Genomic DNA, 25,752 nt, shown 5'->3' on the forward strand with positions numbered 1-25,752 from the left:
GGCAATTCTGGTAGCATTCTGAAGCGGGCAATATCATAGGGTTAGTGCCATCTGAAAATGAAATGATGCCGGCCTTCCCCATATTCATAGTAAGGAGTGATCTGAGAGGAAATGCAGATCTGGCGTACAATGGAGAGGCCAAGTCCGTTGTTGTTATTATTAACGGTGCTCTTATAGAACCTGGAAAATACCTTCTCTGCATCTAATGGGATATTGATCCCCGTATTGGATACTTTCAGTAATTTATCCTCCAACTGAATATGAATATGCCCCTCTGGATGATTATGCCGGGTGGCATTACTGAAGAGATTGTTGAGTAAGATTTCCAACAGATCAGGATTGACCTGCATCGTTACGGGATGTGCCTGCAATTGGTAGCAGAGCTGGCAGTCTTCCCATATTTCCTCAAACTGACTCACTTTCCGCTGTATGACTTCTTCTAACTGGATTTCCTGTCGCTGACTGAACTGATTGTTTTCTATTTTCGTCAGCAGCAGCAGAGAATGACTGAGCGCCGATAATTTGGTAACGGCTCCATAAGCATCCGTCAATAGTTCCACCTGGTCTTCTGTAAAATTCTCTTGTTGAATTAATACATCCAGCTTAGATCGTATAATCGTGAGCGGTGTCTGAAACTCATGAGAGGCATTCTCTGTAAATTCCTTCAACAGACGATATTCCTTGCTGGCATTGGATGTAACCATCGTCAGGTGCTCATTCATGATACGGAATTCATCAATTTTGCTCTTCTTAAATTCAATCGCCCCCAGATTACTCAAACGGAAATTTTTAAGAATATACAAAGTGTCATAAAATGGTTTCCATAGTCTGGAAATAAAGAACCGGTTGATGACCGCAAGAATAACCACCAATAAGAGTATCATGGCCATCGTTATCGCCATGACAGCATAGGTAATATGCCGAATCCCTTCCAGTGGCTTACTGATTTTTATATTGTACAACTGCTGATGTAAGGATACCGTAAATTCCAGGGTACGCCCCAAGTGCCAATGCCCGTTTTCGGGATAATATTCTCCGGAATAAATAATGTAAGGACTGTCTACCGCTTTATCCGTTTTTGTGGTGGCAATGCGTAAATTGTCGTAAGCGGTAGAGGAGGGAAGGTTCTGGGAGACACGTACATATGCTTTTGCACGGTCCATAGAGGATTCCAGGCTTTCGTCCAGTTCATATAAAAGTACCTGTTTGGTAAGCAGGTAACTGCTGATACCGGACAAAATAAACAGTAAGGTCAGGATTAAAAAATTCTGCCGGTTATAATGAACAATCAGCTTCATCCCATAGGAGTTTCATCTGCGGCGAATTTATAACCCATGCCATAAAGCGCTCTGATGTAGTCCGGACAACCTTTATCCATCAGCTTTTTGCGGAGATTTTTGATATGCGTATAAATGAAATCGAAGCTGTAACCAAGACTGGCTTGTTCCTCCCATAGATGCTCTGCAATCGCTTCCTTCGTGACAATCCGATTGCGATTGCTTATAAAATAGAGTAGTAGTTTATATTCTTTTTTAGTGAGATGAATCTCCTCCGTACCGCATTTCACCGTCTTATCCAGTATGTTGACGCTCAGTCGGTCTAAGGAAATAATATTGTTACCCTCAAACTGCTTACGGCGGATAATAGAATTCACCCTGGCTGTTAATTCGGCCAGATGAAATGGTTTGGTGAGATAGTCGTCTCCCCCTAATTCTAATCCTGCTATTTTATCATCCAGAGAATTTCTTGCAGAAATAATAATCACGCCTGCTGCCACTTTTCTCCGCTTCATATGCTGGAGTAAATCCAAACCACTGCCACCAGGAAGGGTAATGTCCAGGATAATGCAATCATAGGAATTGGTATCCAGTTTTTCCTTGCCTTCTTCATAATGATAGGCGGCATCGCAAAGGAAATTACTTTGTAAAAGGTAACTGTGGATACTTTTGGTCAGCGATGGCTCATCTTCTATGATTAGTAATTTCATGGTGTGCAGACTTTGGCGGCATAGATGCCTGCTGCAAAAATGACTAATAAATGCTTGTGGATATATTAAATTAATATGAATTTTGAGAAGTCCTTAAAAATCAGAAGCCTTGTTGGATTTTCAAGATTAATATTTACTTTCGCGAAAGTTTGTTTGATTAACCGATCTGACAATTAACCCAAATCCAGTTTTTTATTTTAATAATCATATCTCTATGGACAAAGGAAAACTCATTCAAGAGTATCGGCCAAGTAAAGCTATGTGGGGCGTTTACGGACTATTAATCGGCTTTTTTGTATTGCTGGCCATTTGTGGAATCGTATTAAATTTCGTCTTGCCAGGCGCAGAATTTGCCGGGAAATTCATTTTCGTTTTTTGTTTAGTAATCGCTATTCTCTTTTATGTTAGCGCCAAAAAGAAAATGAATATTCCCACGTACCTCCTATATGAAAATGGCGTTGAACGGGAATATAAATCACAGACTTATTTTATGCCGTTGGCAGGGCTGCATGATCTCTTCCTGTTTACTACCGGAAAGTCGCCCGCACCAAACAACCTGGCTTTTAAAAGCGCTGGCAGCGATATCTGGGAGCTGATCAATATTCATCATGGAGGTGATCTGGCAGCCTTAATAAATATCAATGCCCAAAAAAGAAGCGATTACCTGTTGCAGCAGCTGAAAGAAGGAGAAACGATTCAGTTTAACTATATCACTACTGCAACGGCGCTCAAAAACTCCTTCACTGCGCTCTCCACACAAACTTTTCTGCAATCACAATCAAAGCAACTGGGGCTTAACAGCAAGTACCTGACGGTGGATGGCACTTCTTTTCCGTTAACCAGTTTGGAACCTATTCAGCATAGTCCTCTCAAAGGTTACTTTATCAAAACAACGGATGGCAAAGAGGTATTTTCCTTCCGTGAAACAACGTTATGGAGTTTTATGGTCTTTCTGATCTTATTTGGGACACTCACAAAGGAAAAGGCAACGGCATAAATCAAAGTAGGTTTATACTCATTATATATCCTTATCCAGGGCTGCTTACAGTAGGGAAGGTGGAATAAGTGTTAATTTTACGCCTTTAGGTGAATTTACGTTCACAAATGGGTAATTCACTGTTTGGTACATCAGCCTGATAACGCGTACTTTGGTCTGCACAAATTCAAAAGTAGATCAGGAATGAATCAGAATGCCTGTAAAAGCACGATGAAGCGCTTTGCAGCCGGCATCGCATTAGTATTAATGCAGTCTGCCGCCGCTGTTAACGCCCATGCACAAACGACGATTATCAGAGAAGGGAATGCCAACGTTCAGTTATTTGATGATAACTGGAAATTCAGCCGCTATGGATTACAGCCAGATGGAACCAAACGCCCGGAACCGGAAGGAATGGAGCAACCCGCGTGGAACGACAAAGATTGGACGAAGTTAAATCTACCACACGACTGGGCCATCGCAGGGCCTTTCCGCATTGAACTGGCGGGGAAAACAGGAAAGCTGCCCTGGAAAGCGATCGGCTGGTACAGGAAACAGTTTACTATCGATAAAAAAGATAAAGGAAATCGCATATTCCTGGATTTTGACGGGGCAATGGCCTACGCTAAAATTTGGGTGAATGGACAATATGTAGGTACCTGGCCTTATGGCTACAGCTCCTTCAGGATGGATATCACCCCATTCGTCAAAACCGGCCAAACCAACACTGTCGCCGTACGCCTGGATACAGAATCCTGGGATTCCCGCTGGTACCCTGGCGCAGGGATCTACCGCCATGTATGGTTGGTGAAAACAGCGCCGGTACATACCGACCATTGGGGAACCACCATCACCACTCCTGAAGTAACCGATTCCGCTGCTACTATACAAGTGGCAGTGAAAGTGAGCAATCAGTCTAAAGTAACCGCTCAGAGCAAAGTGACCACCGAGATCTTTGAGTGTACCAATGGTACCCAAATCGGACAACAAGTAGGCGCCATACAGGAAACGCCGGTAAAGGTATTAGCCGACAGCGCTGTTGTTGTTGCTAACTCCATCCATTTGAAACAACCACAGCTGTGGTCCCTGGAGAAGCCTGCGTTGTATATCGCTAAAACCACGGTCCATACCAACGGTAGCAAACCCGATATCTACTACACTACTTTCGGTATTCGTCACTTACAGTTTACAGCGCGACAAGGATTTCTGCTGAATGGAAAAAGAACAGAGATCAAAGGGGTTTGCCTGCACCATGATATGGGCGCCCTCGGCGCAGCAGTCAATATAACTGCCTTACGCCGTCAGTTGCGCATTATGAAGGAAATGGGATGTAACGCTATCCGTACTTCCCACAATCCGCCTACGCCGGAATTGCTCCAGCTGGCAGACGAAATGGGCCTTCTCGTATGGGATGAAGCCTTCGACGCCTGGAAGAAACCTAAACTGAAAAATGATTATAATAAACTGTTCCCGGAATGGCATGAGAAAGATCTCCTGGCTTTAGTCCACCGCGACAAAAACCATCCCGCTGTAATAATCTGGTCCATCGGTAATGAGGTAATGGATCAACGCGATACGGCACTGACGCATGAACTGGCAGCCATCGTTCAGCATGCAGATCCCACCCGCCCGGTATCAAATGGTTACAATGATCCGGATGGAGGCAGAGCCAGTGGCGCCGCTACCTACCTGGATATCATGGGCGTCAACTATTTCTTTTCCCAACAACCCAAGTGGGATGCAGATCCTAGATATGCGGATAAACCAACCATGGGAAGTGAAACGTCTTCCTGCGTAAGTTCCAGAGGAGAATATTTCTTCGGAACTAAATACGATCATTTCCAGGCAACCTCCTATGATGAAGCATGGCCTGGATGGGGATGCAGTCCGGATGAACAATTCCGTACCAATGCAAAGTATCCGCATCTGCTGGGCGAGTTCGTATGGACAGGATTCGATTACCTGGGCGAACCTACACCTTTCAACTCCGATGAAACCAACCTGCTGAATTTCCGTACGGATTCCTCCAAACGAAAAGAACTGGAAGCAGCGCTGGATGCCATCAGAAAGAAAAATCCTCCTTCCCGCAGTAGTTACTTCGGTATCGTGGACCTTTGCGGCTTTCCGAAAGACAGATACTATAACTACCAGGCGCACTGGCGTCCGGAACTGCCTATGGCGCATATCATGCCACATTGGAATTGGCCGGAAAGAATAGGACAAAACGTACCAGTGCATGTTTACACTTCCGGCGATATGGCGGAGTTATTCGTGAATGGGGTGAGCCAGGGTAAGAAAACCAAACGCCCTGGGGAAGATTTCCGTTTGGTTTGGGATAGTATCACCTATCAACCGGGAGAAGTAAAGGTGGTAGCCTATAAGAATGGTCAACAGTGGGCGACTGATGTGGTGCGTACCACCGGTAAAATGAGCAAAATAACACTGGAGCCGGAAACGAACTTCTTGCAGGCAGATGGCACGGATCTCTGCTATATCACTGTTCGTATATGTGATAACGATAATCAGCTCGTTCCAAGATCGGCTGTCAACCTGAAATTCTCGATCACAGGCCCTGGCGAAATCGTGGCTACAGACAATGGCGACGCTACTTCATTTGTACCGTTCTCCAGTACTGCAAGGCCCACTTTCAATGGTATGGCACAGGTAATTGTAAAAGGAAAGAAAGGCCATCCCGGAAAGATTACAGTGAGCGTACAAACGGACGAAGGATTACAAGGCTCCTCCACTACAGTGGAAGCAAAGTAAGCCATAAATAATACTATCACTCTGAGCAGGCTACCGGTTTCTGGTAGCCTGTTTTGTTTGAAATACTTACCTTTAATGCTATCGAAACCATTGTAATGTTATGCAGATAGCAATTATTGAAGACCAGTTAGTGGTGAATAATGTGAAGATGTCATTCCCACTGTCCTTGTCCGGCCTCACAGATGCATTAGGGAATGCCCGCCATGTCAAAAAGAAACATAATCATATCTACACTTGGGATGATGCCGGTATCCTGGGCTATTCCCAGAATGGAAAAGAAGTAGAAGGGTTGGTTCTGGATATTCATCCGGGGAAGTATGACTTTTCCCCTAAAACGGCCTTCCAGTCCAGTTTTATGATGAATGAGATAATGTATGCGGACTATTTTCAATCGCATACAAAAGCGCTCAGGAAGGTCATTGAAGAGGACGATAGCGGTACGCTGGTCCTCGGTGAACTGGATTTGTTTTTTGATATCGAGGATCATATCATCAAAAGCATTTCCATTACACAATACATCGCCCCAGCGCCTAAAGTATATAGTGATAAATATGCATTCAAGCCCATTGAGGGAGAAAAAATGGAGTTCACGGATTTCAACTTCAAGCTAGCCGTAATTCAACAGTTGATGTACGTGAAAAACCTGCTCCAGCCAGTATTTGACTTGTATGAGTTTGTAGAAAACTACCAGCCTCGTAAAATCAATGTAGAGAAAGAAGGATATGCCTTCATTCCTGAAGTGACCGCATATTTTGAATCGCTGGAGATTGACAGGAAATTCGCAGATGAGATTACGGAAATACAGCAGGATGGGGGAGACGACATCTACTTAAACATGCTGCGTTTCTGGAGTGGCGAAGATGATACCTTCAATATTCAAAACTTTGAGGATGTCCGCCATTTCAAGAATCTGCAATCCATGAATTTATTTTATGCAGATAATTTCGGGGAGATTAAAGCATACCTGTCTGCACAAAATATTGAGGCAGACATGATTTAATCTGATCACTTTACCACCTATTACATTCACTTATGAACGCTCCAAATAATCCATACATTGCCGTATTGGAAAAACTCCAACCCAAGGCTGCGCCAGACAATATGCACCACTGGGTGGCCGTCTTCGATGATGTGAGCAGTCTTTTCGCTGATCCAATCCCCGTGAACTTACTGACTACAGCTAAAGAGTTGTCTCCCCAAATGATTCATTTTGTTGCCAGCATCCTGCAACAAACAGATGTTTACTTAACGCTGGCAATCCAGTTTATCCGGGACAATTTTAAAGCATATCCTGAAATGTATGATATCAGGGAAGATGAATTGTCTTACCTGTCGCTGGATGTAGCCGATTTTCCGCTGGAATTCCCGGAGCTGACCTTCTACGAAGAGGAAGGGGACTGGCTCATCCGCTTCGCAGAAGGAAAGTTTGAAAATTGTGACCCATTCGGAATTGCTGTCGCGTTCAAAGAAAATGTCCCCACAGATATAGAACTGTTAGACGACAGTGAGCCCATGGATGAGTAAAATTTACTTATCTTTGATTTGTTTAATTTTGAGTGTATGCAGAAGGCGGAAACAATACTACAATATTATCAGTCTACTAACCGGCAGATTCCATCAGATCTCCTGCATGCAAAGGAAAACAATGCCAGTCATTTCAATATTCTCAAACGAAAGAAATGCCTGGTTAGTCTGCCTTACCAACGAAGAGATTATTTCAAAATCTGCATTAGTATTGGTAAGGCCATTCTCATTACAGACAAAGGTGAAGTTACTATAGATAAACCTGCCATCTTCTTTTCCAATCCCAATAGAGAATTCGGCTGGAAATCCATTACAGAAGATCAGGAAGGGTTCGTCTGCCTTTTTAACGAGAAGTATATCAGCGCTGTTTTAAAGAAAGAGCTTAAACAACTCGCAGCTGCATTTGCTGACAACGTATATCCGTTCCTGTTCCTCGATCCTGCACAACAAACACAGTTCCTCCAGCTCTTTACCTTACTCCAGGATACCTATAACAGCGACTACGATCAGAAGCAGGCAATGATCCACCATATCCTCATGCTGATTGTTCACCTGGGGATTAAAATCAGGTACTCACAGGCGGCAGGGAATGGCCATCCTTCCAGCGACCGACTGGTAAATGCCTTCTTTGAATTGCTCAACAATCAGTTCCCAGTGGATTCCCCCTACAATAGCGCCATCCGTACCCGACCAGACGATTTCGCCCGGGAACTGCATGTGCACGTCAATTATCTCAACTATTGCCTGAAAAAAAGCACAGGCAACACCACCTCCCGCCTGATCCAGGAAAGAATTATTGCCGAAGCTACGGACCTGCTGAGGTATTCCGACTGGAGTATTGCCGAAATAGGCTATAGCCTTGGTTTTGAATATCCTCAACATTTCAATCATCTGTTTAAAAAGCATACCGGAAAAAGCCCCAAGGCTTTTCGACAGGAAGCGTAATATTTGATTTGTTTAATTCTGTGTTTGAATAGCGGAAGTCCCTTTCTTAAGCGACGCCGTAATTTTGGGTTTCAAATCTCCGGAATTATGAAACACCTGAAAGCGGAAAATAAACGAATCGCCACGTGGATAGCATTTATACTAATACCTATCTCCGGATTGGCCATGGATATATACGTACCATCCTTTCCCCATATGGCAAATGAACTGGGTGTAAGCAATGATCTTGTAAGACTTACACTCACTGTATTTCTGATTAGTTATGGATTATCGCAATTATTTCTTGGCAGCCTAGTGGATAGCTTCGGACGCTATAAAACAGGGCTGATCTCCCTTGCCATATTCACGTTGAGCAACTTTGTGATTGCCTTCACCCATGATATCCACCTGATCCTCGCCATCCGCATTTTACAGGGGATGGTGATATCTTTGATTATGGTGGCAAAACGTTCTCTGTTTGTAGACATATACAGCGGCGACCAACGAAAACATTACACCAGTCTGTTATCCGTTGTGTGGTCTGCAGCCCCAATCCTGGCGCCATTCCTCGGGGGCTATCTGCAGGATATCTTCGGCTGGAGAGCTAATTTTATTTTCCTGGGTATCTATGGGGCGGTAATGTTATTACTGGAATGGGTATATGGAGGAGAAACGCTTCAACAACGGGTCCCCTGGAAATTACAAACCATACTAGGTAATTACCGACGTTTTATGAGTCGTAAAGACTTCATGCCTGGTGTGGTGATACTGGGTTTCAGCTATTCCATGTCTATCGTTTTCGGAATGTCCGCACCGTTTCTTATTGAACATACTTTTGGCTATTCCGCAGTAGTCACAGGATATTGTGCGCTGGCCTCCGGTATTGCTTTGCTGTTAGGAGGCTTACTCAGTAAGCGTATGATACAACGCAAGATGTTTCCTAAATTATGGACGGCTAACCTGATACAATTGTTATTGGCTGTAATGATGTATACGAGTGCCAGCGTTTATGCATCCCTGTTATCAATGATGTGTTTCGTGGCAGGGTTGCACTTCCTGATGGGCTTTGTATATAATATCTACTTCACTTACTGCCTGACGAGCTTCCCTGAAAATGCCGGCGCGGCAGGAGGATTCACCAGTGGCGGCGGCTATCTTGTCACAGCTGCCACCAGCTACGCGGTGGTTAGCCTGATTCACATAGAAGGACAACAAACGCTTGCCGGCGGATATATCATCATCATTCTGTTGATTACCGGCGTACTGGCGCTGTTGAGAAAATTATTGTCGCCAATACAATTATATCGATTGAATGGGTGATAAAAATGAATACCCGCCTGTGTTTTACGAAGGCGGGTATTTTACAATTATTTCAACCAATGCCCATTACCCCTGCGCGGGAAAAACCGTAAACCATTCCGGGTGCATCCTTATCACTGTAGCAATACCCCATATAATAGCCGCCATTCCTAGTGCGCCCCAGGCTTTTCTGTTCTTGTTTTTCCATTCCCAGCCAAAGAGAGTGGGTATCTCCCAATACTTGACCATTACAAACAACAATAACCCGCCCATACCAGCCCAGGTTATCATGAGCATGCTTAACTGAGCGCCAGCAAGGATAACAGCCACACAAAACGATAGTGTAAGTAACTGCAGCCATACGTAGTTCTTCATACCACATCGGGTAACGTCCTCAATAGAGAACAGTATCAGCATCAACAGCAAGAAAACGCTCAATACCATGAAGGATTCCGATATAATGACCGGCAATAACAACATCGCCACCCAAACCATCAGGGCTATTACCACGTAGGAGGCCAGTCGCTGATCTTTCACCCGGAGATCCACTTTACTAAAAGGGAATAATACCCTGCTCAGCAAAAGTTCCATTCTTCTGAGAAAAGGCAATGCAAAAATGCTGATCATCAATGGCACAATCATTTCATAAGCATACCACTGGTCATGGGTGGCCTGCATGGTCCATAAAACGGCTGCTGCCGCTGCCAGCGCAGGAAAAGATACTTGTATGAGCGTCTGCCATGGCGATAACCTGTAGTTATCAATACTATCCCATATAGCTTTGCTGTAATATTTGATATGATATTGGCGTGTAGTGATGGCCGTTAGCTGCGACCAAATATAGAATATGCCCAGATGAATAACGATTGTACGTATAGACGTATCCGTAATATAAGGACCCAGGAAAATGCCGGTAATTCCAAGTATCAGCAGCTCCCAGGTCAATGCAATGGGAGAGAAGAGCCATCGTAGTAACGGTGAAAGATACCGCACGACCCATCTGTAAAAATCAGGTAAATACCTGCCAAGCAGTTGTATCGCTGCAAATGCGCCTATCAGCGCTGCCAGTCCAAGTAATAGCCTGGAGGTAGTAAATACTCCGCGCAATGCCTGCAACCGGGAAGGCTTCTTTACAGTATACACCAGGTCAGTATTATGCAACAGTTCCTCTGCCAGCAAGGAGGCATTTTCCTTACTCAGCCGCCCTAATTCCGCCTGATGACTATTCCAGAAGCTGTCTGCAACGGGAGTGCCTGCCCACGATTGTAAGGTGCCATATTGATATAATAACGCTTTCTGATTACCTGAGAGCGAATCCAGCGTTCTTGCCAGATCTGCTTCAGGCGTGGATGCTACTGCCATATTCCATGACAGCAACACAGAAATTAAGATAAATAAATGTCGCATATGCGTTGGATGAACTAACAGGAAGGGATATACGGAAAGTAATCGCCCTGCATAGGCAAGGCGATTCGGGGATTATCCATTTAATACTTTTGACTTCTCTTTGTCAAACTCCTCCTGGGAAAGAATGCCTGCGTCCAGCAATTCTTTCAGATCCAGCAACGCCTTCTTTTTGTCGGTGATACTACCGCCGGCAGCAGGAGCAGCGGTTGGGGCGGCAGGAGTAGCCTTCGCAGCAGGAGAATTAAAACTGAGCAGGAGCGCTGCTATCTCATTAAAACCTTTAATGGAGGCATAATCAATCGCCTTCTGCTCTTTGGTATTCACCACCGTGGCATCTGCGCCTTGCTCCAGCAAATATTTTACAATATCCTTTTTTCCCGCAGAGGTGGCATAGTGCAAAGCGGTATTCCCGGATTCGTCCTGTATATCGATCTTAGCGCCACGCTCCAGGAGTAACTTCACCATGCTGAGATGCCCATTCTTTGCGGCCACATGGAGGAGACTCTCGCCACCATAAGTGTAAGTATGATTAAAACTGAAGGCACTGGTAATAGTAAGACTATTAGCAGTTTCCACCCAATCCAGATAACTGTTCATGGTAGTAGTGTCACCAGATAAAGGCTGACTGAAATTTACGTCTATTCCCTTATCCAGGAACATCGCTACAATCTCCTTCTGATTATTAGCACACGCATACCAGATGGGCGATAAGCCCTCTTTAGAAGTAGTAAATACATCTGCACCATTTTCTACTAAGAGGTTGGTAAGCGCTCTGTTTGTATCATAACAGGCAACCAGTAAGGCTGATTCTCCCGCATGATTGGTATGGTTTACATCTGCCTGGTTTTCTATAAGACATGTAGCCATGGTAGGGTTCTTCGCACGTACAGCAATGATAAGGGGACTATCACCGTTCTTACTGGTGCTGTTCACCTGCGCCCCATTATCAAGGAGTAGCTGGGCAATATCCCGGTTCCGCCAGGATGCTGCTATCAACAAAGGCGTTTCGGCCTGGTTATTTTCCAGGTTGACGTCAGATCCTTGCTGGATCAGCGCTTCCATGATTTCTTTTTGACCGCTCCGGGCAGTTAAGTGCAGCAAGCTATTGCCCTGCAAGTCGTTGATATTGGTTCTAGCTCCTTTCTCCAGCAGGAAAAGGGCTGTTTGTTTTTGCTTTTGCAGACAGGCAAAGTAAAAAGGCGTTTCTCCGTTATGATCCTCATAGTCCATATCGGAGCCGGCATCCAGCAAGAGTTTTACCAGATCCAGGTAACCATGATGCGCAGCATAATGTAACGCTGTCCTTCCTTTTTCATCTGTATATTTTACATCCACTTCGTTGTTGGCGAGGAGGATTTCTGCTATTTTTCTTTTGCCACCTTCACAGGCAACAATAAAAGACATGGACATGGTATTATACTTTATGTTTTAACAGTAACTCAACAGCCTTCGCCTTCAGATTGTCCTGTGCAGCAAGATCCATTGCGCTTTGATCACGATCATTCGTCAGATTAGTATCTGCGCCATGTTCGATCAACAACTTTACTTTGCGGTACAACTGCCGGGCCGCTTCCTGATCATAATTGACATTGTAGCCGCAAACCTTATGCAGTAAAGTATTTCCCGCATCATCCCGACGGTCTATTTCCACTACGCCAGCTTCCAGTATGGCTTCCAGCATGTCTGCCGGATATTCCGCTACCCAGTCGATCGCCGCTTTGGGTTGCTGATAATAAGGAGAAGTCTGGTAAATATCCGCTCCATCGCGCAACAGGGCTTTTATAACGGCAATATCCGATTCAGTAACGCGACTCCTCATACGCAATGTGCCGCAAAAAATCGTTTCCTTATTTTTATTCGCTACTTCAAAATCAGGCGTTGCATATTGCGCCAGCCTGTCATACATCGCTGTGCCACAAACCTGGTGTACTAGGGCGTAATAATAAGCAGTTTCATCTTCTTTACCAGGCTGATTAGGATCGGCGCCCTGCTGTAATAACAACTCAATATATTTAGTCTTATTCTTTCCGATGGCAAGATGCAGCGGCGTTTCTCGAACGATATTACCCTCGTTGGGGTCCAGTCCCTGCGAGATGAGCCAGGAGAGGTAAGCCAGACCCGTGTCTTCCTTAATATTAAACTCCTGCACAATACCATACAGGTAATTTTCCTCGGCATTATTGCGATACCGGATATCGCAACCGGCATCTGCTAATGCCGAAATAACTTCCAGGGGAACATTCAGGGAGAATGCCAGCGCTAATAAGGTCTTGTTGTTAACTGCGTCATTGATATTGTCCACCTTTGGGAGAAAGGTTTCCAGGAAAGTAATATCCTCAGGAGTATTACCAATATTCCGAAACAGGCTTTCAAATACAGAACCATCGAGTTTCTCGTATTCATAGAGGTCCGTTTCAATACTTCTGTTCTTTACAAGACCAAGCATAATATCATAGGCTTTCGCACGTGCAAGCTGGTCATACACATACCTGCGATCATGGGAAGGAAAATCTTTGGGAAGTTTTTCACCTTGGTCAATCCGTTGTTTTGCATCTTCCAGCAGGCCTTTCTTCAGGGCGTCTGCTAGTGTGTTCACATCATTCATGATTAAATAAAGATATTTGGGTTAAATGTTACTCCAAGCTGGGATTGGAATATGGGTTCAAATCTAAGGGTTAAATTTTAAACAGCAAAGTTAGGATACAGCACAAATTGACGCATGAAAAAGCCCGTCACTACCTAGTAGAGACGGGCCGGTAAAATATCGTAAGAAATATTATTTCTTAACCGCTTTCAGAGTGAAGCCGATTTCTACATCTTTGCTGATTACCCAGTTTTCTGGAGAACCTTCAGTTTTGTAGTGGATACCCCATGCACTTCTGTCGATTACGAATTTAGCATTAGCAGAAACATCGTTACCATTCACAATGATCTGTGCAGGGAAAGTGATGTTCAGGGTGCTGTCTTTCAGTGTCAGGTTACCGCTGATCAGGTTAGTAGCGCCAGGGAGCAGACTTTTCTGTTTAGTGCTGTCGTAAGGAGCAACGCCAGTGATCACAAACTTTGCCAGTGGATGTTTGGCAACATCAAAGAAATCAGGACTTTTCAGGTGACCTTCCAGGTCAGCTGGTTTTTTGTCTTTCTCAGTGATAGAAGCTGGATCTACTGCCAGGGTGTTCAGGTCCACATCAAAGTTACCAGCAGCTACAGCGCCGTTTTCTACGGTCAGAGAACCATTGGTTACTTTAATAGTACCAAAGCGTGGAGCCATACCACCTTTGTGAGTAGCGCGCCAGTCAACAGTAGTAGTTGCTGTGTCAATTGCAAAAGTATTGCCTGCAGATACTGCGGCTTCTTTTTTCTCTTCGGTCTTCGCTTGGTCGCTGGATGGACCACCACAAGATGCTAATGCAACAAGCAGTGCGAGGGCAGGAACTGTGTGCTTCATAGATTATTTTTGAAAATATGAGCACGAAAGTAGGGGATTGGTTTGATTAAAAGATAGAAATATTGAAATATGTCAATTTTATAACAAAAGGATAACAACTTTCCTGGAGGGGAAAGAAGACCTGTCATTCAGCAATATTATATATTAGGGAGACAACATATATGCTGATCTCCCGGTGTCGACTATACGTAAATCAATGGAACCTTCTTTCCTGGCCGCCACAGTTATTTTTTGATGGGATGTGCAGCCACTCCTGTATTGGTGATCGTCACCGGAAGGATAAATCCCTTTTCATCAAAACGTAGTTCTTCCATACAGGTTTCCCTGGAATTAGCCGCTGTTTCCGTCAGTGGCCGCCGATGGTAGACAATATACCACCGGTCTTCCTTCGGTACTTTAATAATCGAATGATGCCCGGCCCCTTTCGCGACCTTGGGGTCCGACTGTAATATCTTGCCAATACGGGTAAAAGGTCCGGCAGGGTTATCCGCAATCGCATAGGCTACGCAATAGTCCGGCCCTGTCCACCCGCCTTCAGACCACATAAAATAATACTTCCCGTTCCGCATAAACATACAAGGCCCTTCCACATACTTATCCGGCGTGATCTCCCGGAAAACTGTACCATCCTTAAAAGGAATAAACCCCGAAAAATCTGCTTTCAGCCTGGCAATATTACAATGCTTCCAGCCGCCATATATCAGATAGTACTGCCCATCCTTGTCCTGAAATACAAACTGATCAATGGGTTGCGCCCCATTGTAAAATTTATCCACCAATGGCTTACCCAGGTAATCCCGGTAAGGCCCCGCGGGATCATCCGCCACCGCTACCCCAATACCCCCGGTTTCCTGATCCGATTGTATATCATTCGCCCCAAAAAAGAGAAAATACTGTTTGCCCTTCTGAATAATCGCAGGCGCCCACATGGCATACCTGGCCCACCTTACAGCACTCGTATCCAATATGCGGGCGTGTTTGGTCCAGTTTATGAGGTCTGGGGAAGAGAAGGCATCAAAGAAAACCTGCCTGGCATACGCATCAGAATAGGTAGGATAAATCCAGTACTGTTGTTGGAAAATGGTTCCCTCCGGATCGGCATACCAGCCGGGAAATACAGGATTGCCGGAATACTGCGGAACCTGCTGGGCTGATCCCCTGAACGCCAGTGCCAGCAACAAAAAAGAAAACATTAACTGCTTCATAACAATAACGTGGAATGTATTAACTAAATCGATTTTGTAAATATATCATCTGGCGCTTAAAAATAAAAATATTTGCGCAACCGAATAGTTTCATATATTTGCAACTGAACGGTTGCGAGATTGAAATGAGATGAAATATTATCCATCATAAAAAAACAACGCAATGAACAGGAATCTGAACTTCGATTTCACGGTCCACAAAGAGCAGAAACGCATTTCTGTGGGGCGTGACTTTGCCGCAGAACTGCCGCTCGTATGGGACGCCTATACGAAAAAAGAAATCCTGGACCAATGGTGGGCGCCACATCCATGGAAAGCCAACACCAAACACATGGATTTCAAAGAGGGTGGTACCTGGCGATACGCCATGGTAGGCCCGGAAGGAGAAACGCACTGGTGCATGGCCTCCTACAGCAAAATCATTCACCAACAACAATTCAAAAGCAAAGACGCCTTCACGGACGAAAAAGGCAATATCAAAACAGATATGCCACAGTCCAGCTGGGAAGTGAACTTCAAAGGAAAAGGAGAACACACCCACGTTACAGTGGACATCACCTACAATGACCTCGCCGATCTGGAAGCCACTATTCAAATGGGATTCAAAGAAGGCTTCGCATTGGCAATGGAAGGACTGGATGCCCTGCTGGCATCGGTGTTGAAATAAACTGCATCCGTTGTCACAACGGGCAGTGGCAACGGATGTATTTTTCTTTTTGTATTATTGCTGCCATCATCAAACGGAAATACCTTGCAGCATACATTTCAACTTGTACCCAAAACGACTGTTATAACCCGCTACCAGCTTGACTCCCGCATTTTTGAAAGCCCGGAAGCCTTTCATGAATTAACAGACCCGGATACCTGGTACTACCTTCATGAAGGAAATCTAAATATCAACGGCCACTTCGTAATAGAACTGGATAACCTCCCCGAAGGGCCCGATGGTAAACATATAGAAGGGTATATCATCGACGGAGATCTCCACGTCAGTGGAAATATCATCAACGATATCGGTGATTATGGCCCGGTCCTCTATGTAGCCGGAAACATCACCTGTCAAAGTCTCCTCATCGGTGGAGCGCCCACCCGCGTAACAGGCGATATCATCGCAAAGGAAATGATCCTGCTACATTATAACCATGGCTGGATGAAATGCGATGGCGTTTTTCGTGCACCCGTTATGGTGGTGAATGACTATCATCTGCCGGAGGCCAACAAAAACATCACCCAATTCTACTACAACGACCGTGATCCGGAAATGCCCGCGGAAAATGAATGTCAGGAAGATGATAATGGAGACGACGTTATTTCACCCAACCTGTCCCATCTGCTCAATGATCAACTCACCACTACCTTCGAAGAAATACAACAAGACCTCGCAGCAGGGGAAACAGTGCTGGCGCCCGTAGAACGTGATGCCAACTGGTACCTTCAACGTGTGCAAAGAAATTACAACGACTTAAAACGCGTACCTACAACTTATAAAACGCCGGAACTCTGTCATGCTGCGCTGCAAAAAGGAATCGGCGCACTCAAGTACTTCCCCCAAGCCATGCTCACACCAGCACTGGCTGTAGAAGTAGCGGCCATCGATGGAATGGCCCTTCGGTATTTGCCAGATGAACTGATCACATCCGAACTTTGCCACCTGGCCGTAAAACATGGTGCCCTCCTGCGTTCTGATATCCCAGAACAATTTTATGATGCAGACATTATTCTGCAATCCGTCAGGTACAGAGATTTCCAGATGGAATATGTACCTGTGGCTTACATTACAGAAGAACTGATGGCGGAATATGTGAAAATCGGCCGTGGCGCGTGGCTCGACAGATATTGCCAATCCGCCAATATCAGTAAAGAGCGCGTGTTGCAAAGTGTAATAGACAGTGGCTTCAACAGCCTGGAGCCTGTCTTTAGCTGGCATCTCTCTGCAACAACCTACCAGTACGCAAAAGCAAAATATGATACGCCGGAATACCGCACTGAGTGGGATAACTTGATCCTGCGATTCGGGAATAAAGTGAAACGAGTGACGAATACATGATAAGATGCTGCATATTTGTCTGCAATGACAGTAACTTTTAATAACGGCTATACGTTTCAGCAAAAAAGCCCTGAATTCTTAATTTGTTAAACTGTTATGATGAAACCTTTTTATCTGCTGCTAGCCCTGACCTTGCTGTTTGTGGCCTGTCGTAAAGAAAATTTCGATGCGAATAGCCCTAAGGACGGACAGGTAATAAGTCTGTTCGTAGACCACTACATTACCGGTGGAGATGGACACTACTTCCTGAATACAGACAGGAACGTGAAGCTCAATACTTATGTGCAGAATTTTGAGCGGGAACTTGGTTACACCTATGTTATCAAAGCTAAGGTAGTAAGACCCAATCAGCCGCCGCAAGATGGCCCTTCCTACTGGTTTGAGTATCAGGCTACGCTGAATAAAGAAAAATACGTCGGAAAGGATACCCTTACGCTTCCGGTTTTTGGTTTTGTAGCGCCAAGCGATGCAGTCTTCCTGAGAAAAGTAAACGGAACATTACTATACCTCAGCACTAAACTGATTCCCGCTAATGATAATGTAAAAGCTACACTGGATTCAATATATAACGCTGCGCCGCAAATACTGGATAAACAACCCAGACCTAATTTTGCATTAAAAGTGCAGTACGCGCCTAACGATTATTCCAGTTATATCGTTCATAGCGTGAAGTACTAATTCCATTATTGCTTAATATATCAAACAGCCCATTAGCATACGCCAATGGGCTGTTTTAGTTTGCAGCACTTACTACTGCAGAAATTCGCCGTAACAAACAACAGCGGGCATTATCAATCAACAGAGCAGCCGGAAATTAGCATACCCAAAAGGTTTCGCCACAACTGATAAACTGCGTGGTTACCAAAGATTGCCCTTTCAGCTTGGCGGTTGGCGTACTGTTCAGCGCACTTACTTTGATTTTTGTGAGTTTCAGTTTGGGATGGTTTTTCTTTTTCATAATTGTACAGATTAAGGTTCATTCTAAAATTACTTCATCTTTTTAGCTGTGGCAATCCCGGAAAAAGGGGATTTATCAGTTGAACATTCCCGATCTGGCGGTTGTTGTTTATCTGCAACGAAGAACCCGTATTTATTTGCTAACTATTTAACGCAAAGAAAAACCATGTATTACAGTAACGGAAACTATGAAGCGTTCGCCCGCCCAGTGAAACCTGAGAATGTAGAATTAAAATCCGCCTATCTGATTGGAGCCGGTTTGGCCTCCATGGCCGCTGCGGTATTTCTTATCCGCGACGGACAAATGAAAGGCGATAAAATTACCATCTTCGAAGAACTGAAATTGCCAGGAGGTAGCCTGGACGGTATTTTCCAGCCACAGGAAGGATTCATCATTCGCGGAGGCCGCGAAATGGAAAATCATTTTGAATGCCTCTGGGATCTCTTTCGCTCCATACCTTCCCTGGAAATTAAAGATGCTTCTGTACTGGATGAATTTTACTGGTTAAATAAGAAAGACCCGAATTATTCGCTGATGCGCGCCACCATGAAGCAAGGCCAGAGCGCCCGCACTGATGGAAAATTCACGCTCTCTGACAAAGCCACTGAAGAAATCATTCAACTCTTCCTCACCGCAGAAGATCAGCTAAACGATAAACGCATCAACGAAGTGTTCACCCAGGAATTCTTTGACTCCAATTTCTGGCTCTACTGGCGCACCATGTTCGCCTTTGAAGAATGGCACAGTGCAATGGAAATGAGAAGATACATCATGCGCTTCATCCATCATATTGGCGGATTACCAGACCTGTCCGCCCTGAAGTTTACCAAATATAATCAGTATGAATCGCTGGTGCTTCCCCTGATATCCTTCCTCAAATCAAATGGCGTGAATATTATCTACGATGCCCAGGTGAAAAACGTAGAAGTACAAACGTCTAACAATAGAAAAATTGCCCGTAAAATCATTTATGAAGAAGGCGGCACCAAAAAAGAAATCGCCCTCACAGAAAATGACCTCGTATTTGTAACCAATGGAAGTATCACAGAATGCTCCACCTACGGCGATCAGCATAATGCAGCCATATTAGATGATTCTCCCGGCGGTAGCTGGAATCTCTGGATGAACCTGGCGAAACAGGATAAAGCTTTTGGTAATCCCATGAAGTTCTGCGGAAATATCCAGCAAACAAATTTCGTTTCCGCTACTGTCACCACACTGGATGATAAAATACCTCCCTACATAGAGAAAATCTGTCAGCGAGATCCTTTCGCCGGAAAAGTGGTGACCGGAGGAATCGTATCTGTAAAGGATTCCAGCTGGCTGCTCAGCTGGACCTTCAACCGGCAACCGCATTTCAAATCCCAGGGAAAAAATCAACTGGTAGGCTGGATCTACGGCCTCTTCTCCGATAAACCCGGGGATTTCATCAAAAAAACAATGAAGGAATGCAACGGCATTGAAATCGCCGCCGAATGGCTGTACCATATGGGCGTTCCGCCCGCCGATATCAATGAACTGGCCACCAACTCCGCCAATACCATCCCTTGCATGATGCCCTATGTGATGTCTTATTTCATGCCCCGGGCACTGGGCGACCGGCCACAAGTAGTGCCGGAAGGCGCCGTTAACCTGGCATTCATCGGGAATTTCGCGGAAACAGAAAGAGATACGGTATTTACCACGGAGTATTCCGTACGTACCGCCATGGAGGCCGTTTACCAGCTTCTGAATGTAGACAGGGGAGTACCGGAAGTCTTTGCATCCGCATTTGATATACGTACATTACTCAGCTCCTCAGCGCGACTCATGGACGGCAAGAAAATACTCGATATCAAAGTTCCCCTGCTGGTAAAATATATTGAGAAAAAAACTATCGATAAAAGCAAAGGTACCATGGTGTACGAAATGCTGAAAGATGCAGGATTAATCTGACCGTAATAAAATTCCGTAGCATGGGCCTGCGTCTTCAGCGCAGGCCCTTTTTTCATCTGATCATATTAGGTATCTCCTGAATAAGTAATACATTTGCCATCATAATGAATTAGAATGAAAAGAATATTTTTAGCAGCCGTGATGCTGTTACCATTGACAACGGCCCTCGCACAGGAATACCGTGAACCCAGCAAAGAAAGTGAAGAATACAATCACTACAGAAATAAGGTGACCATCCCGCCATATGGCCTTGCAAAAGTGAAAGCCCTCATTGCTGACATAAAAGATGTGGATGATGAAACCAGCGCCCTGGCCCCAAAAGTTTACAATGGCCTCAGCCTCCGCGAGAAATTCACCTATCATATGATTCACGCGGAAACCTACGCCCAGAACTGCGATGCCATTCCCCCCATCATGGATGAACAAAAGAAAATCTTCGGTGAAATTCCCAATTCATTCAATGATATGCAATGGAGCGAACGACAGTTCAATTGGTTCCAACAGAATGAAGACTCTGTAGTGGCGATTATCAAAGAATCCACATTGCGTAGTAAACGCCTGGGTACCAACTATAAAACCGCCATCGTAGACATGAACGCTGTCCAGATGATTCCATTCCTCCAGGAATTTTATCTGCGCGATAAAAAGGACCATGATATCCTGACCATCTTTCTGCTGTTCATGAAAAACAATAAATACCAGCCTTTCCTGTCCTCTGTAACTTATAAGAAACTATACAGCGAAAGATCCGATTATAGTTCCTTTATTGATTACAACAGTGCCAACGAAACGCTGATACTGCAACGCATCAACGATTTCTATAAAACTTACCGTAAATAATATCGCATGAAATGGGTCTTGTTGCAGCTGCTGTTATGGATAGTGGTTTGCTGTCAGGCGCAGCAGCTGCGGCCTCCCGTTTTTAATACTGTACCAGCCGGAAAATACCAGGTAGGGGAGAAGAACTATCTCTCCAATCCCTTACGTACAGTAACGCTGGATAGTTTTCGTATATCCGTTACCGAAATTACCAATGAACAATTTGCCGCTTTCGTGGCGGCAACGGGCTATGTGACAGAAGCAGAACGAAAACACAATGCGATGGTATTTGCACCTGGCCTGGAAGAGTTCCGCTGGCTGGAAGACAGTACCGCCTGTTGGCGCTATCCCAACGGTATCAGCAGGGGAGGGATTGATGCAAAGATGAACCATCCAGTCACGACCATCAGCTTTACAGACGCTATGGCTTTCTGCCATTGGGCAGGCTACAGATTACCATCACTGGATGAATGGGAAGTCGCTTCCCGCGCTGGAAAAAGCGGAAGCCGCTTTTTCTGGGGCAACAAAAAAGAAACCATCAGTAAATACGCCAATATCTGGCATGGCCGAAACCATCTGGTAGCCGACAGCTCCGACGGTTTCATGTATACCTCGCCAGTGGCTAGTTTCAAGCCGAATCCATGGGGATTATATGATGTGTATGGTAACGTGTTTGAATTCTGTTCCGGCAAAGCCCCGCTGGATAAGCCTGACAGTAAAATCGTTCACGCCAGGGGAGGTTCCTGGTGGTGCAGTAAAAACTCCTGCAACTATTTCAACTCTGTAAATATCGGCAATGTGAACCCACACGCCTCCTTTAGTAATCAGGGTTTCCGCGTGGTAAAGCCATGACCCCTGTCCCAAACCACTACATCCCAATCGCCCAGTTTATCCGTATGCGTATGAATTTTGCGGAACCCTATTTTTTCATGCGCCCGTTGTGATCTAAAATTGGTGACGGCAATTTCTGTCAGTAAAAAGTTATACCGACCTGCATATTGCTCACGGTGGTAATCATACAGCAACTGAAATACGCCTTTCCCCCTGTAATCCGGATGCACACAGATTTGTCCCATGATATAGAAATCATGCAAAGACAACGGTTTATCCGCATAAATAATGGGTTCCAACATTTGGAGCATATCCTGTAAAGGCTCATATACAGGCGCAGCATCGCGGGTGAGCACCAGCGCATAACCTGCTACTTTATCGCCATCTTTTACTATGATACTGGGAACTATCGCATGCAACTGCTGCAATACCGGCAGTTCATAAGACCAGGTAAGAAATCCTTCCCTTGCTTTTTCTTCCGCTGTCAAGCCTGCGGCACTATTGGCCAGAGAAAGCGCTGCAATCTGCTGCAGTTCATCATTGTTACTTACTTCAGTTGGAATGAGGTGCATCACGTTTTCCGTTTTTGGGCACGAAAGATACGGATCTTTCCAGTAACAGGAATGCATAAACGTAGCTACTATTTTGAGAGAATATAACCTCCTGCCAAACTATAACCCTGATATAGATAATTAAACGATATTTGACTGCAGCATTTCCGCATCAGATATGCTGCTTATTTATGTATATGATAAGTGATAGGGAGACAGCCAGCACACGCTGTCACTACCCGCTCAAACGGCTAAGAATATGAACTGGAGCAGAAACTATGATCTTTTTATCCTTTTCGGAGACACTACAGGGAGCACTGCACCCTGGCAGCAGCAACTATGGAAAACACAGATAGCGCCTGTTTTGGACGTTATTCTAAAAGCCTCCATCCACTATAAGAAAACAGGCGTAGGTACTTTGCAGTACGTACCTAAACCTAATTCCAGCTATTTCGAACCCTACAAAACAGGAAAGCTCACCTGGAATGACAGCGGCCATGACAAATGGACACTGCACGCACATACTGGCCTCCGACGCTTTCATCACCTGGATATATGGACTCCCTCCAGAGGCGTATGCGCCAAGCTGGAAGCGGCTCCTGACGTATATTTCAGCATCTGCAATGAACGGGATGCCTACGGCAGGAATCCTGTCGCATTTGAATGGATGGCTGTTCTGGCAATAGAAAAAGACCTGCCAATAGCAGCACAATTACAAGCCACCGAACTGGCCCATGCCATGAACGCTAAACGACTCATCTGGCGAAAACAAGGCTGGCAGCAACATGTAAAGGATGAACATTGGCATCTACCCGGAAGCATACAGGATATTATGTCCGTTAATTCCTATGGGAAAAACGGAGACTTCCACGATAGGATCTTCGCAGCAATTCATTTTGAACCTTTCTGGAAAATCCTGCTGTAACGCTTAATCAATGATAAATTAAGCCATCGCATGAAACGTAAAACGGCCCCTGCGATTTCGCCGCAGCAAGACTTTCCATTAACGCAGGTACCTGCGTTAGTGATGTGGTTCAACTGTAAATGTGACACCAATTGGCAAGTGTCATTTGATAAGCAATAATCTTATTTTGAATGTTAATTGAATGGTCGTATGTGCGTGCAAATCATACGACTTTCTCATTGCTCCGATACACCTGTTTTTGTTTCTTTTGGTGCGGGCGTTTCCATTTCCTCTTCCTCTTCTTCATCCAGAATATCAGGTTGTGCAAGTACTGCGTCCCAGAGACTGTCGCCACTTTCGTCCGGTACATGTGGCTGATTTGGATTTTGAGGGAAGGGTTTCCAATCCTTGTTAACTGTTTGGTTTGTCGTCATAAGGATAAAATTTGATTGCTAAAAAAAGCTACCCAAAACTAACAACTCAGTCGGTGAATAGTTGTATAGCGAACAGAGCAAACAGCATGCCGACGGGTGCTAAAGTGCCACCATTATCTTTTTCTTTTTTATCAAAAAAAATCAGATATTTGCACCTGAAAATTTTGATAGATTGTTTGTGATCCCAGTCCATACCTTCTTCTCACATTGCCTTTTCTATCGCTTTTTTTGACAACTTGTTTTAGCACATTCGCATGCGTTTACTGCATAAGTTTCCTTGTGTAAAATAACATCGCGCTATTGCGAATATAACCTATTACACTTACGTAACATCGCTGTATAGCGATTCAAAAATGAAATAAATTTTTTGCACGATATATCTCGGTGCAATGATGAATTAAACCCTGAATGCAGGTACGCGTCTCACCGTACCTACGTCAAAAAAAAAGGAACTATGAACAAATTTGAACGTTTGAAATCTGATCTTGAAACCCTCGGAACCGGCCGTATGAAGGCTTTCGGATCATCTATGCTGCCAATATTGAAAAGTGGCACACTCCTCACTTTTAAAAAGGAAACAGAATACCACATCGGCGATATTGTATTCTGTAAAGTAAAAGGCCACTACATTGATGCCCATAAAATTATCAAGCGAGACGCTGGCAAAGGCTACCTGATCGCCAATAATCATGGATTTGAAAATGGCTGGACGCGAACGATCTACGGCAAGGTCATCCTCGGAGAGTATGAGAAAAGGATTATTTACAAAAGTGAATAATCCTTTTTTATTACCCGTATACTGCGGTAATGGCGCATTACACCGCTTTTATGGCTATCTTGCACACTTATTTTTAACTACTATGGATTTTGGCGCGAACTGGAAACATTACGATCAGGCTATCATTCCACTGCCACCGGATCATCCCATCACTGCCCGCACACTCTCCGGTATTCCCGGACCCGGCACGCTGAGGATCGGCTCTTCCGGCTGGACGCGGAAAGAATATACCAATACGCTTTATCCCAAAGGCGTCAGCACCGCTAATCAATTAACAGAATACGGCCGCATCTTTCAATGCGTGGAACTCAACGCCACCCATTACAAAATCTATTCTCCCGCAGAAGTACAGAAATGGGTAGAGAAAGTGAAAAACAAAGATTTTCTCTTTTGCCCAAAATATCCGCAATCTATTAGTCACCATAGCTCCCTCCTCAATGCCACAGATGAAACAAACGCTTTCTTAGATGGCATCCGCGCTTTCGGCAACCAACTAGGTCCCGTGTTCCTGCAATTAGGAGAACAGTTTTCTCCCGCCCGAAAAGCCACCCTTTTCAAATACCTGGAATCCCTCCCGGAAGACATCGATTTCTTCGTGGAAGTTCGCCATGCCGATTGGTACAATAACCCAACTGAACTCAGAGAATATTTCAAAACACTCCGCGAAATGTGCATCGGCGCTGTTATCACAGATACGCCCGGCCGCCGCGATTGCCTCCATATGGGCCTCACCACTCCAGATGTTTTCCTGCGCTTCGTGACAAAAGGAAATCACCCTGCAGACCTGAAACGGCTGCTGGAATGGAAACCGCGCCTGGACGCCTGGACAGCCGCCGGACTGGAACGCATCTTTTTCTTCCTTCACGTACATGAAGGGGAACATGAAGCCGCTTTCTACAAAGAAGTGAAAGAAGTATTTGGCATCGCAACGCAGGAAACCCAGATGTCGCTGTTCTGAC

Annotated in this window: 25 protein-coding genes; 15 read left to right on the forward strand and 10 right to left on the reverse strand. The window is 44.9% G+C overall.

Translation table 11 applies throughout. From position 1 onward, the window contains the following. Positions 1 to 41 precede the first annotated feature (41 nt). Entirely contained in the window at positions 42 to 1,298 is a 1,257-nt protein-coding gene (locus tag CLV59_RS18165; protein ID WP_111593499.1) for a sensor histidine kinase, read from the reverse strand. Next, entirely contained in the window at positions 1,295 to 1,987 is a 693-nt protein-coding gene (locus CLV59_RS18170) for a response regulator transcription factor (RefSeq protein WP_111593500.1), read from the reverse strand. Before CLV59_RS18170 ends, CLV59_RS18165 begins: the two co-directional genes overlap by 4 nt. A gap of 214 nt (positions 1,988 to 2,201) precedes the next feature. On the opposite strand from CLV59_RS18170, the gene CLV59_RS18175 reads away from it, so the two are divergent. From CLV59_RS18175 to CLV59_RS18200, 6 genes are all read left to right on the forward strand, one after another. Beyond that, positions 2,202 to 2,984: a hypothetical protein gene (locus tag CLV59_RS18175; protein WP_111593501.1), complete on the forward strand. Its 783-nt coding sequence runs from the start codon at positions 2,202 to 2,204 to the stop codon at positions 2,982 to 2,984. A 183-nt stretch (positions 2,985 to 3,167) separates the two neighbouring features. After that, positions 3,168 to 5,729 (forward strand): beta-galactosidase GalB, encoded by a 2,562-nt coding sequence (gene galB, locus CLV59_RS18180; protein ID WP_111593502.1) that lies wholly within the window; start codon positions 3,168 to 3,170, stop codon positions 5,727 to 5,729. A gap of 100 nt (positions 5,730 to 5,829) precedes the next feature. Continuing rightward, positions 5,830 to 6,729 carry a DUF6892 domain-containing protein gene (locus CLV59_RS18185; RefSeq protein WP_111593503.1) on the forward strand — a complete coding sequence of 300 codons (900 nt, stop codon included), beginning with the start codon at positions 5,830 to 5,832 and terminating at the stop codon, positions 6,727 to 6,729. A gap of 32 nt (positions 6,730 to 6,761) precedes the next feature. Beyond that, the gene (locus CLV59_RS18190) at positions 6,762 to 7,253 is read left to right on the forward strand and encodes a hypothetical protein (RefSeq protein WP_111593504.1); all 492 of its coding nucleotides are present in this window, start codon (positions 6,762 to 6,764) and stop codon (positions 7,251 to 7,253) included. Between the two features lie 36 nt (positions 7,254 to 7,289). Beyond that, on the forward strand, positions 7,290 to 8,198 hold the full coding sequence (locus CLV59_RS18195; RefSeq protein WP_111593505.1) for an AraC family transcriptional regulator: 909 nt from the start codon (positions 7,290 to 7,292) through the stop codon (positions 8,196 to 8,198). Positions 8,199 to 8,285: 87 nt separating this feature from the next. Beyond that, a complete protein-coding gene (locus CLV59_RS18200; protein ID WP_245950891.1) occupies positions 8,286 to 9,497 on the forward strand; it encodes an MFS transporter in 1,212 nt (403 codons plus the stop codon). 66 nt (positions 9,498 to 9,563) lie between these two features. Here CLV59_RS18200 and CLV59_RS18205 read toward each other — a convergent pair whose 3' ends face one another. From CLV59_RS18205 to CLV59_RS18225, 5 genes are all read right to left on the reverse strand, one after another. Continuing rightward, positions 9,564 to 10,883, reverse strand: a complete 1,320-nt coding sequence (locus CLV59_RS18205; protein ID WP_146616236.1) for a hypothetical protein — start codon at positions 10,881 to 10,883, stop codon at positions 9,564 to 9,566. A 72-nt stretch (positions 10,884 to 10,955) separates the two neighbouring features. Next, entirely contained in the window at positions 10,956 to 12,287 is a 1,332-nt protein-coding gene (locus CLV59_RS18210) for an ankyrin repeat domain-containing protein (RefSeq protein WP_211323956.1), read from the reverse strand. Positions 12,288 to 12,297: 10 nt separating this feature from the next. Continuing rightward, positions 12,298 to 13,479 (reverse strand): ankyrin repeat domain-containing protein, encoded by a 1,182-nt coding sequence (locus tag CLV59_RS18215; RefSeq protein ID WP_170137802.1) that lies wholly within the window; start codon positions 13,477 to 13,479, stop codon positions 12,298 to 12,300. A 180-nt stretch (positions 13,480 to 13,659) separates the two neighbouring features. Beyond that, positions 13,660 to 14,331, reverse strand: coding sequence for a YceI family protein (locus CLV59_RS18220; RefSeq protein WP_111593509.1), 672 nt, complete (start codon positions 14,329 to 14,331; stop codon positions 13,660 to 13,662). A gap of 224 nt (positions 14,332 to 14,555) precedes the next feature. Beyond that, positions 14,556 to 15,536 carry a glycoside hydrolase family 43 protein gene (locus CLV59_RS18225; RefSeq protein ID WP_111593510.1) on the reverse strand — a complete coding sequence of 327 codons (981 nt, stop codon included), beginning with the start codon at positions 15,534 to 15,536 and terminating at the stop codon, positions 14,556 to 14,558. Between the two features lie 163 nt (positions 15,537 to 15,699). Between CLV59_RS18225 and CLV59_RS18230 the strand changes: the two genes are divergently transcribed. From CLV59_RS18230 to CLV59_RS18240, 3 genes are all read left to right on the forward strand, one after another. Next, positions 15,700 to 16,203 carry an SRPBCC family protein gene (locus tag CLV59_RS18230; RefSeq protein WP_111593511.1) on the forward strand — a complete coding sequence of 168 codons (504 nt, stop codon included), beginning with the start codon at positions 15,700 to 15,702 and terminating at the stop codon, positions 16,201 to 16,203. A gap of 84 nt (positions 16,204 to 16,287) precedes the next feature. Next, complete coding sequence (locus CLV59_RS18235) at positions 16,288 to 17,583, forward strand: bactofilin family protein (RefSeq protein WP_111593512.1); 1,296 nt, start codon at positions 16,288 to 16,290, stop codon at positions 17,581 to 17,583. Positions 17,584 to 17,679: 96 nt separating this feature from the next. After that, positions 17,680 to 18,261, forward strand: a complete 582-nt coding sequence (locus tag CLV59_RS18240) for a hypothetical protein (protein ID WP_111593513.1) — start codon at positions 17,680 to 17,682, stop codon at positions 18,259 to 18,261. Positions 18,262 to 18,397: 136 nt separating this feature from the next. On the opposite strand, the gene CLV59_RS28955 is transcribed toward CLV59_RS18240, so the two are convergent. After that, complete coding sequence (locus CLV59_RS28955; RefSeq protein WP_170137803.1) at positions 18,398 to 18,541, reverse strand: hypothetical protein; 144 nt, start codon at positions 18,539 to 18,541, stop codon at positions 18,398 to 18,400. 165 nt (positions 18,542 to 18,706) lie between these two features. Here CLV59_RS28955 and CLV59_RS18245 point away from each other — a divergent pair, with 165 nt between their 5' ends. The 3 genes from CLV59_RS18245 to CLV59_RS18255 all read left to right on the forward strand — a co-directional run bounded on the left by CLV59_RS18245 (position 18,707) and on the right by CLV59_RS18255 (position 22,147). Then, positions 18,707 to 20,476, forward strand: a complete 1,770-nt coding sequence (locus CLV59_RS18245; RefSeq protein ID WP_111593514.1) for an oleate hydratase — start codon at positions 18,707 to 18,709, stop codon at positions 20,474 to 20,476. Between the two features lie 114 nt (positions 20,477 to 20,590). Continuing rightward, the gene (locus tag CLV59_RS18250) at positions 20,591 to 21,316 is read left to right on the forward strand and encodes a hypothetical protein (protein ID WP_111593515.1); all 726 of its coding nucleotides are present in this window, start codon (positions 20,591 to 20,593) and stop codon (positions 21,314 to 21,316) included. A gap of 6 nt (positions 21,317 to 21,322) precedes the next feature. Further along, positions 21,323 to 22,147 carry an SUMF1/EgtB/PvdO family nonheme iron enzyme gene (locus tag CLV59_RS18255; protein WP_111593516.1) on the forward strand — a complete coding sequence of 275 codons (825 nt, stop codon included), beginning with the start codon at positions 21,323 to 21,325 and terminating at the stop codon, positions 22,145 to 22,147. Here CLV59_RS18255 and CLV59_RS18260 read toward each other — a convergent pair. Next, entirely contained in the window at positions 22,120 to 22,698 is a 579-nt protein-coding gene (locus tag CLV59_RS18260; RefSeq protein WP_245950909.1) for a GNAT family N-acetyltransferase, read from the reverse strand. The genes CLV59_RS18255 and CLV59_RS18260 overlap by 28 nt on opposite strands. Positions 22,699 to 22,936: 238 nt before the next feature. On the opposite strand from CLV59_RS18260, the gene CLV59_RS18265 reads away from it, so the two are divergent. After that, positions 22,937 to 23,602: a hypothetical protein gene (locus CLV59_RS18265; protein WP_111593518.1), complete on the forward strand. Its 666-nt coding sequence runs from the start codon at positions 22,937 to 22,939 to the stop codon at positions 23,600 to 23,602. Positions 23,603 to 23,817: 215 nt separating this feature from the next. Here CLV59_RS18265 and CLV59_RS18270 read toward each other — a convergent pair whose 3' ends face one another. Continuing rightward, positions 23,818 to 24,015 (reverse strand): hypothetical protein, encoded by a 198-nt coding sequence (locus CLV59_RS18270; protein WP_111593519.1) that lies wholly within the window; start codon positions 24,013 to 24,015, stop codon positions 23,818 to 23,820. 454 nt (positions 24,016 to 24,469) lie between these two features. Here CLV59_RS18270 and CLV59_RS18275 point away from each other — a divergent pair, with 454 nt between their 5' ends. Both CLV59_RS18275 and CLV59_RS18280 read left to right on the forward strand, forming a co-directional pair. Next, entirely contained in the window at positions 24,470 to 24,793 is a 324-nt protein-coding gene (locus CLV59_RS18275) for a S24 family peptidase (RefSeq protein WP_111593520.1), read from the forward strand. Continuing rightward, a complete protein-coding gene (locus tag CLV59_RS18280) occupies positions 24,762 to 25,751 on the forward strand; it encodes a DUF72 domain-containing protein (RefSeq protein WP_170137805.1) in 990 nt (329 codons plus the stop codon). The genes CLV59_RS18275 and CLV59_RS18280 overlap by 32 nt, the downstream gene beginning before the upstream one ends. Position 25,752: the final 1 nt, after the last annotated feature.

It is taken from the genome of Chitinophaga dinghuensis (assembly GCF_003259435.1).
GTDB classification, from domain to species: domain Bacteria; phylum Bacteroidota; class Bacteroidia; order Chitinophagales; family Chitinophagaceae; genus Chitinophaga; species Chitinophaga dinghuensis.

Coding starts and splice junctions, on each gene's coding strand:
- CLV59_RS18185 (WP_111593503.1), top strand. CDS start 5,830: ATGCAGATAGCAATTATTGAAGACCAGTTAGTGGTGAATAATGTGAAG.
- CLV59_RS18195 (WP_111593505.1), top strand. CDS start 7,290: ATGCAGAAGGCGGAAACAATACTACAATATTATCAGTCTACTAACCGG.
- CLV59_RS18255 (WP_111593516.1), top strand. CDS start 21,323: ATGAAATGGGTCTTGTTGCAGCTGCTGTTATGGATAGTGGTTTGCTGT.
- CLV59_RS18205 (WP_146616236.1), bottom strand. CDS start 10,883: ATGCGACATTTATTTATCTTAATTTCTGTGTTGCTGTCATGGAATATG.
- CLV59_RS18240 (WP_111593513.1), top strand. CDS start 17,680: ATGATGAAACCTTTTTATCTGCTGCTAGCCCTGACCTTGCTGTTTGTG.
- CLV59_RS28955 (WP_170137803.1), bottom strand. CDS start 18,541: ATGAAAAAGAAAAACCATCCCAAACTGAAACTCACAAAAATCAAAGTA.
- CLV59_RS18260 (WP_245950909.1), bottom strand. CDS start 22,698: ATGCACCTCATTCCAACTGAAGTAAGTAACAATGATGAACTGCAGCAG.
- CLV59_RS18200 (WP_245950891.1), top strand. CDS start 8,286: ATGAAACACCTGAAAGCGGAAAATAAACGAATCGCCACGTGGATAGCA.
- CLV59_RS18230 (WP_111593511.1), top strand. CDS start 15,700: ATGAACAGGAATCTGAACTTCGATTTCACGGTCCACAAAGAGCAGAAA.
- CLV59_RS18270 (WP_111593519.1), bottom strand. CDS start 24,015: ATGACGACAAACCAAACAGTTAACAAGGATTGGAAACCCTTCCCTCAA.
- galB (WP_111593502.1), top strand. CDS start 3,168: ATGAATCAGAATGCCTGTAAAAGCACGATGAAGCGCTTTGCAGCCGGC.
- CLV59_RS18220 (WP_111593509.1), bottom strand. CDS start 14,331: ATGAAGCACACAGTTCCTGCCCTCGCACTGCTTGTTGCATTAGCATCT.
- CLV59_RS18190 (WP_111593504.1), top strand. CDS start 6,762: ATGAACGCTCCAAATAATCCATACATTGCCGTATTGGAAAAACTCCAA.
- CLV59_RS18210 (WP_211323956.1), bottom strand. CDS start 12,287: ATGTCTTTTATTGTTGCCTGTGAAGGTGGCAAAAGAAAAATAGCAGAA.
- CLV59_RS18275 (WP_111593520.1), top strand. CDS start 24,470: ATGAACAAATTTGAACGTTTGAAATCTGATCTTGAAACCCTCGGAACC.
- CLV59_RS18250 (WP_111593515.1), top strand. CDS start 20,591: ATGAAAAGAATATTTTTAGCAGCCGTGATGCTGTTACCATTGACAACG.
- CLV59_RS18175 (WP_111593501.1), top strand. CDS start 2,202: ATGGACAAAGGAAAACTCATTCAAGAGTATCGGCCAAGTAAAGCTATG.
- CLV59_RS18225 (WP_111593510.1), bottom strand. CDS start 15,536: ATGAAGCAGTTAATGTTTTCTTTTTTGTTGCTGGCACTGGCGTTCAGG.
- CLV59_RS18245 (WP_111593514.1), top strand. CDS start 18,707: ATGTATTACAGTAACGGAAACTATGAAGCGTTCGCCCGCCCAGTGAAA.
- CLV59_RS18265 (WP_111593518.1), top strand. CDS start 22,937: ATGAACTGGAGCAGAAACTATGATCTTTTTATCCTTTTCGGAGACACT.
- CLV59_RS18165 (WP_111593499.1), bottom strand. CDS start 1,298: ATGAAGCTGATTGTTCATTATAACCGGCAGAATTTTTTAATCCTGACC.
- CLV59_RS18170 (WP_111593500.1), bottom strand. CDS start 1,987: ATGAAATTACTAATCATAGAAGATGAGCCATCGCTGACCAAAAGTATC.
- CLV59_RS18280 (WP_170137805.1), top strand. CDS start 24,762: ATGAGAAAAGGATTATTTACAAAAGTGAATAATCCTTTTTTATTACCC.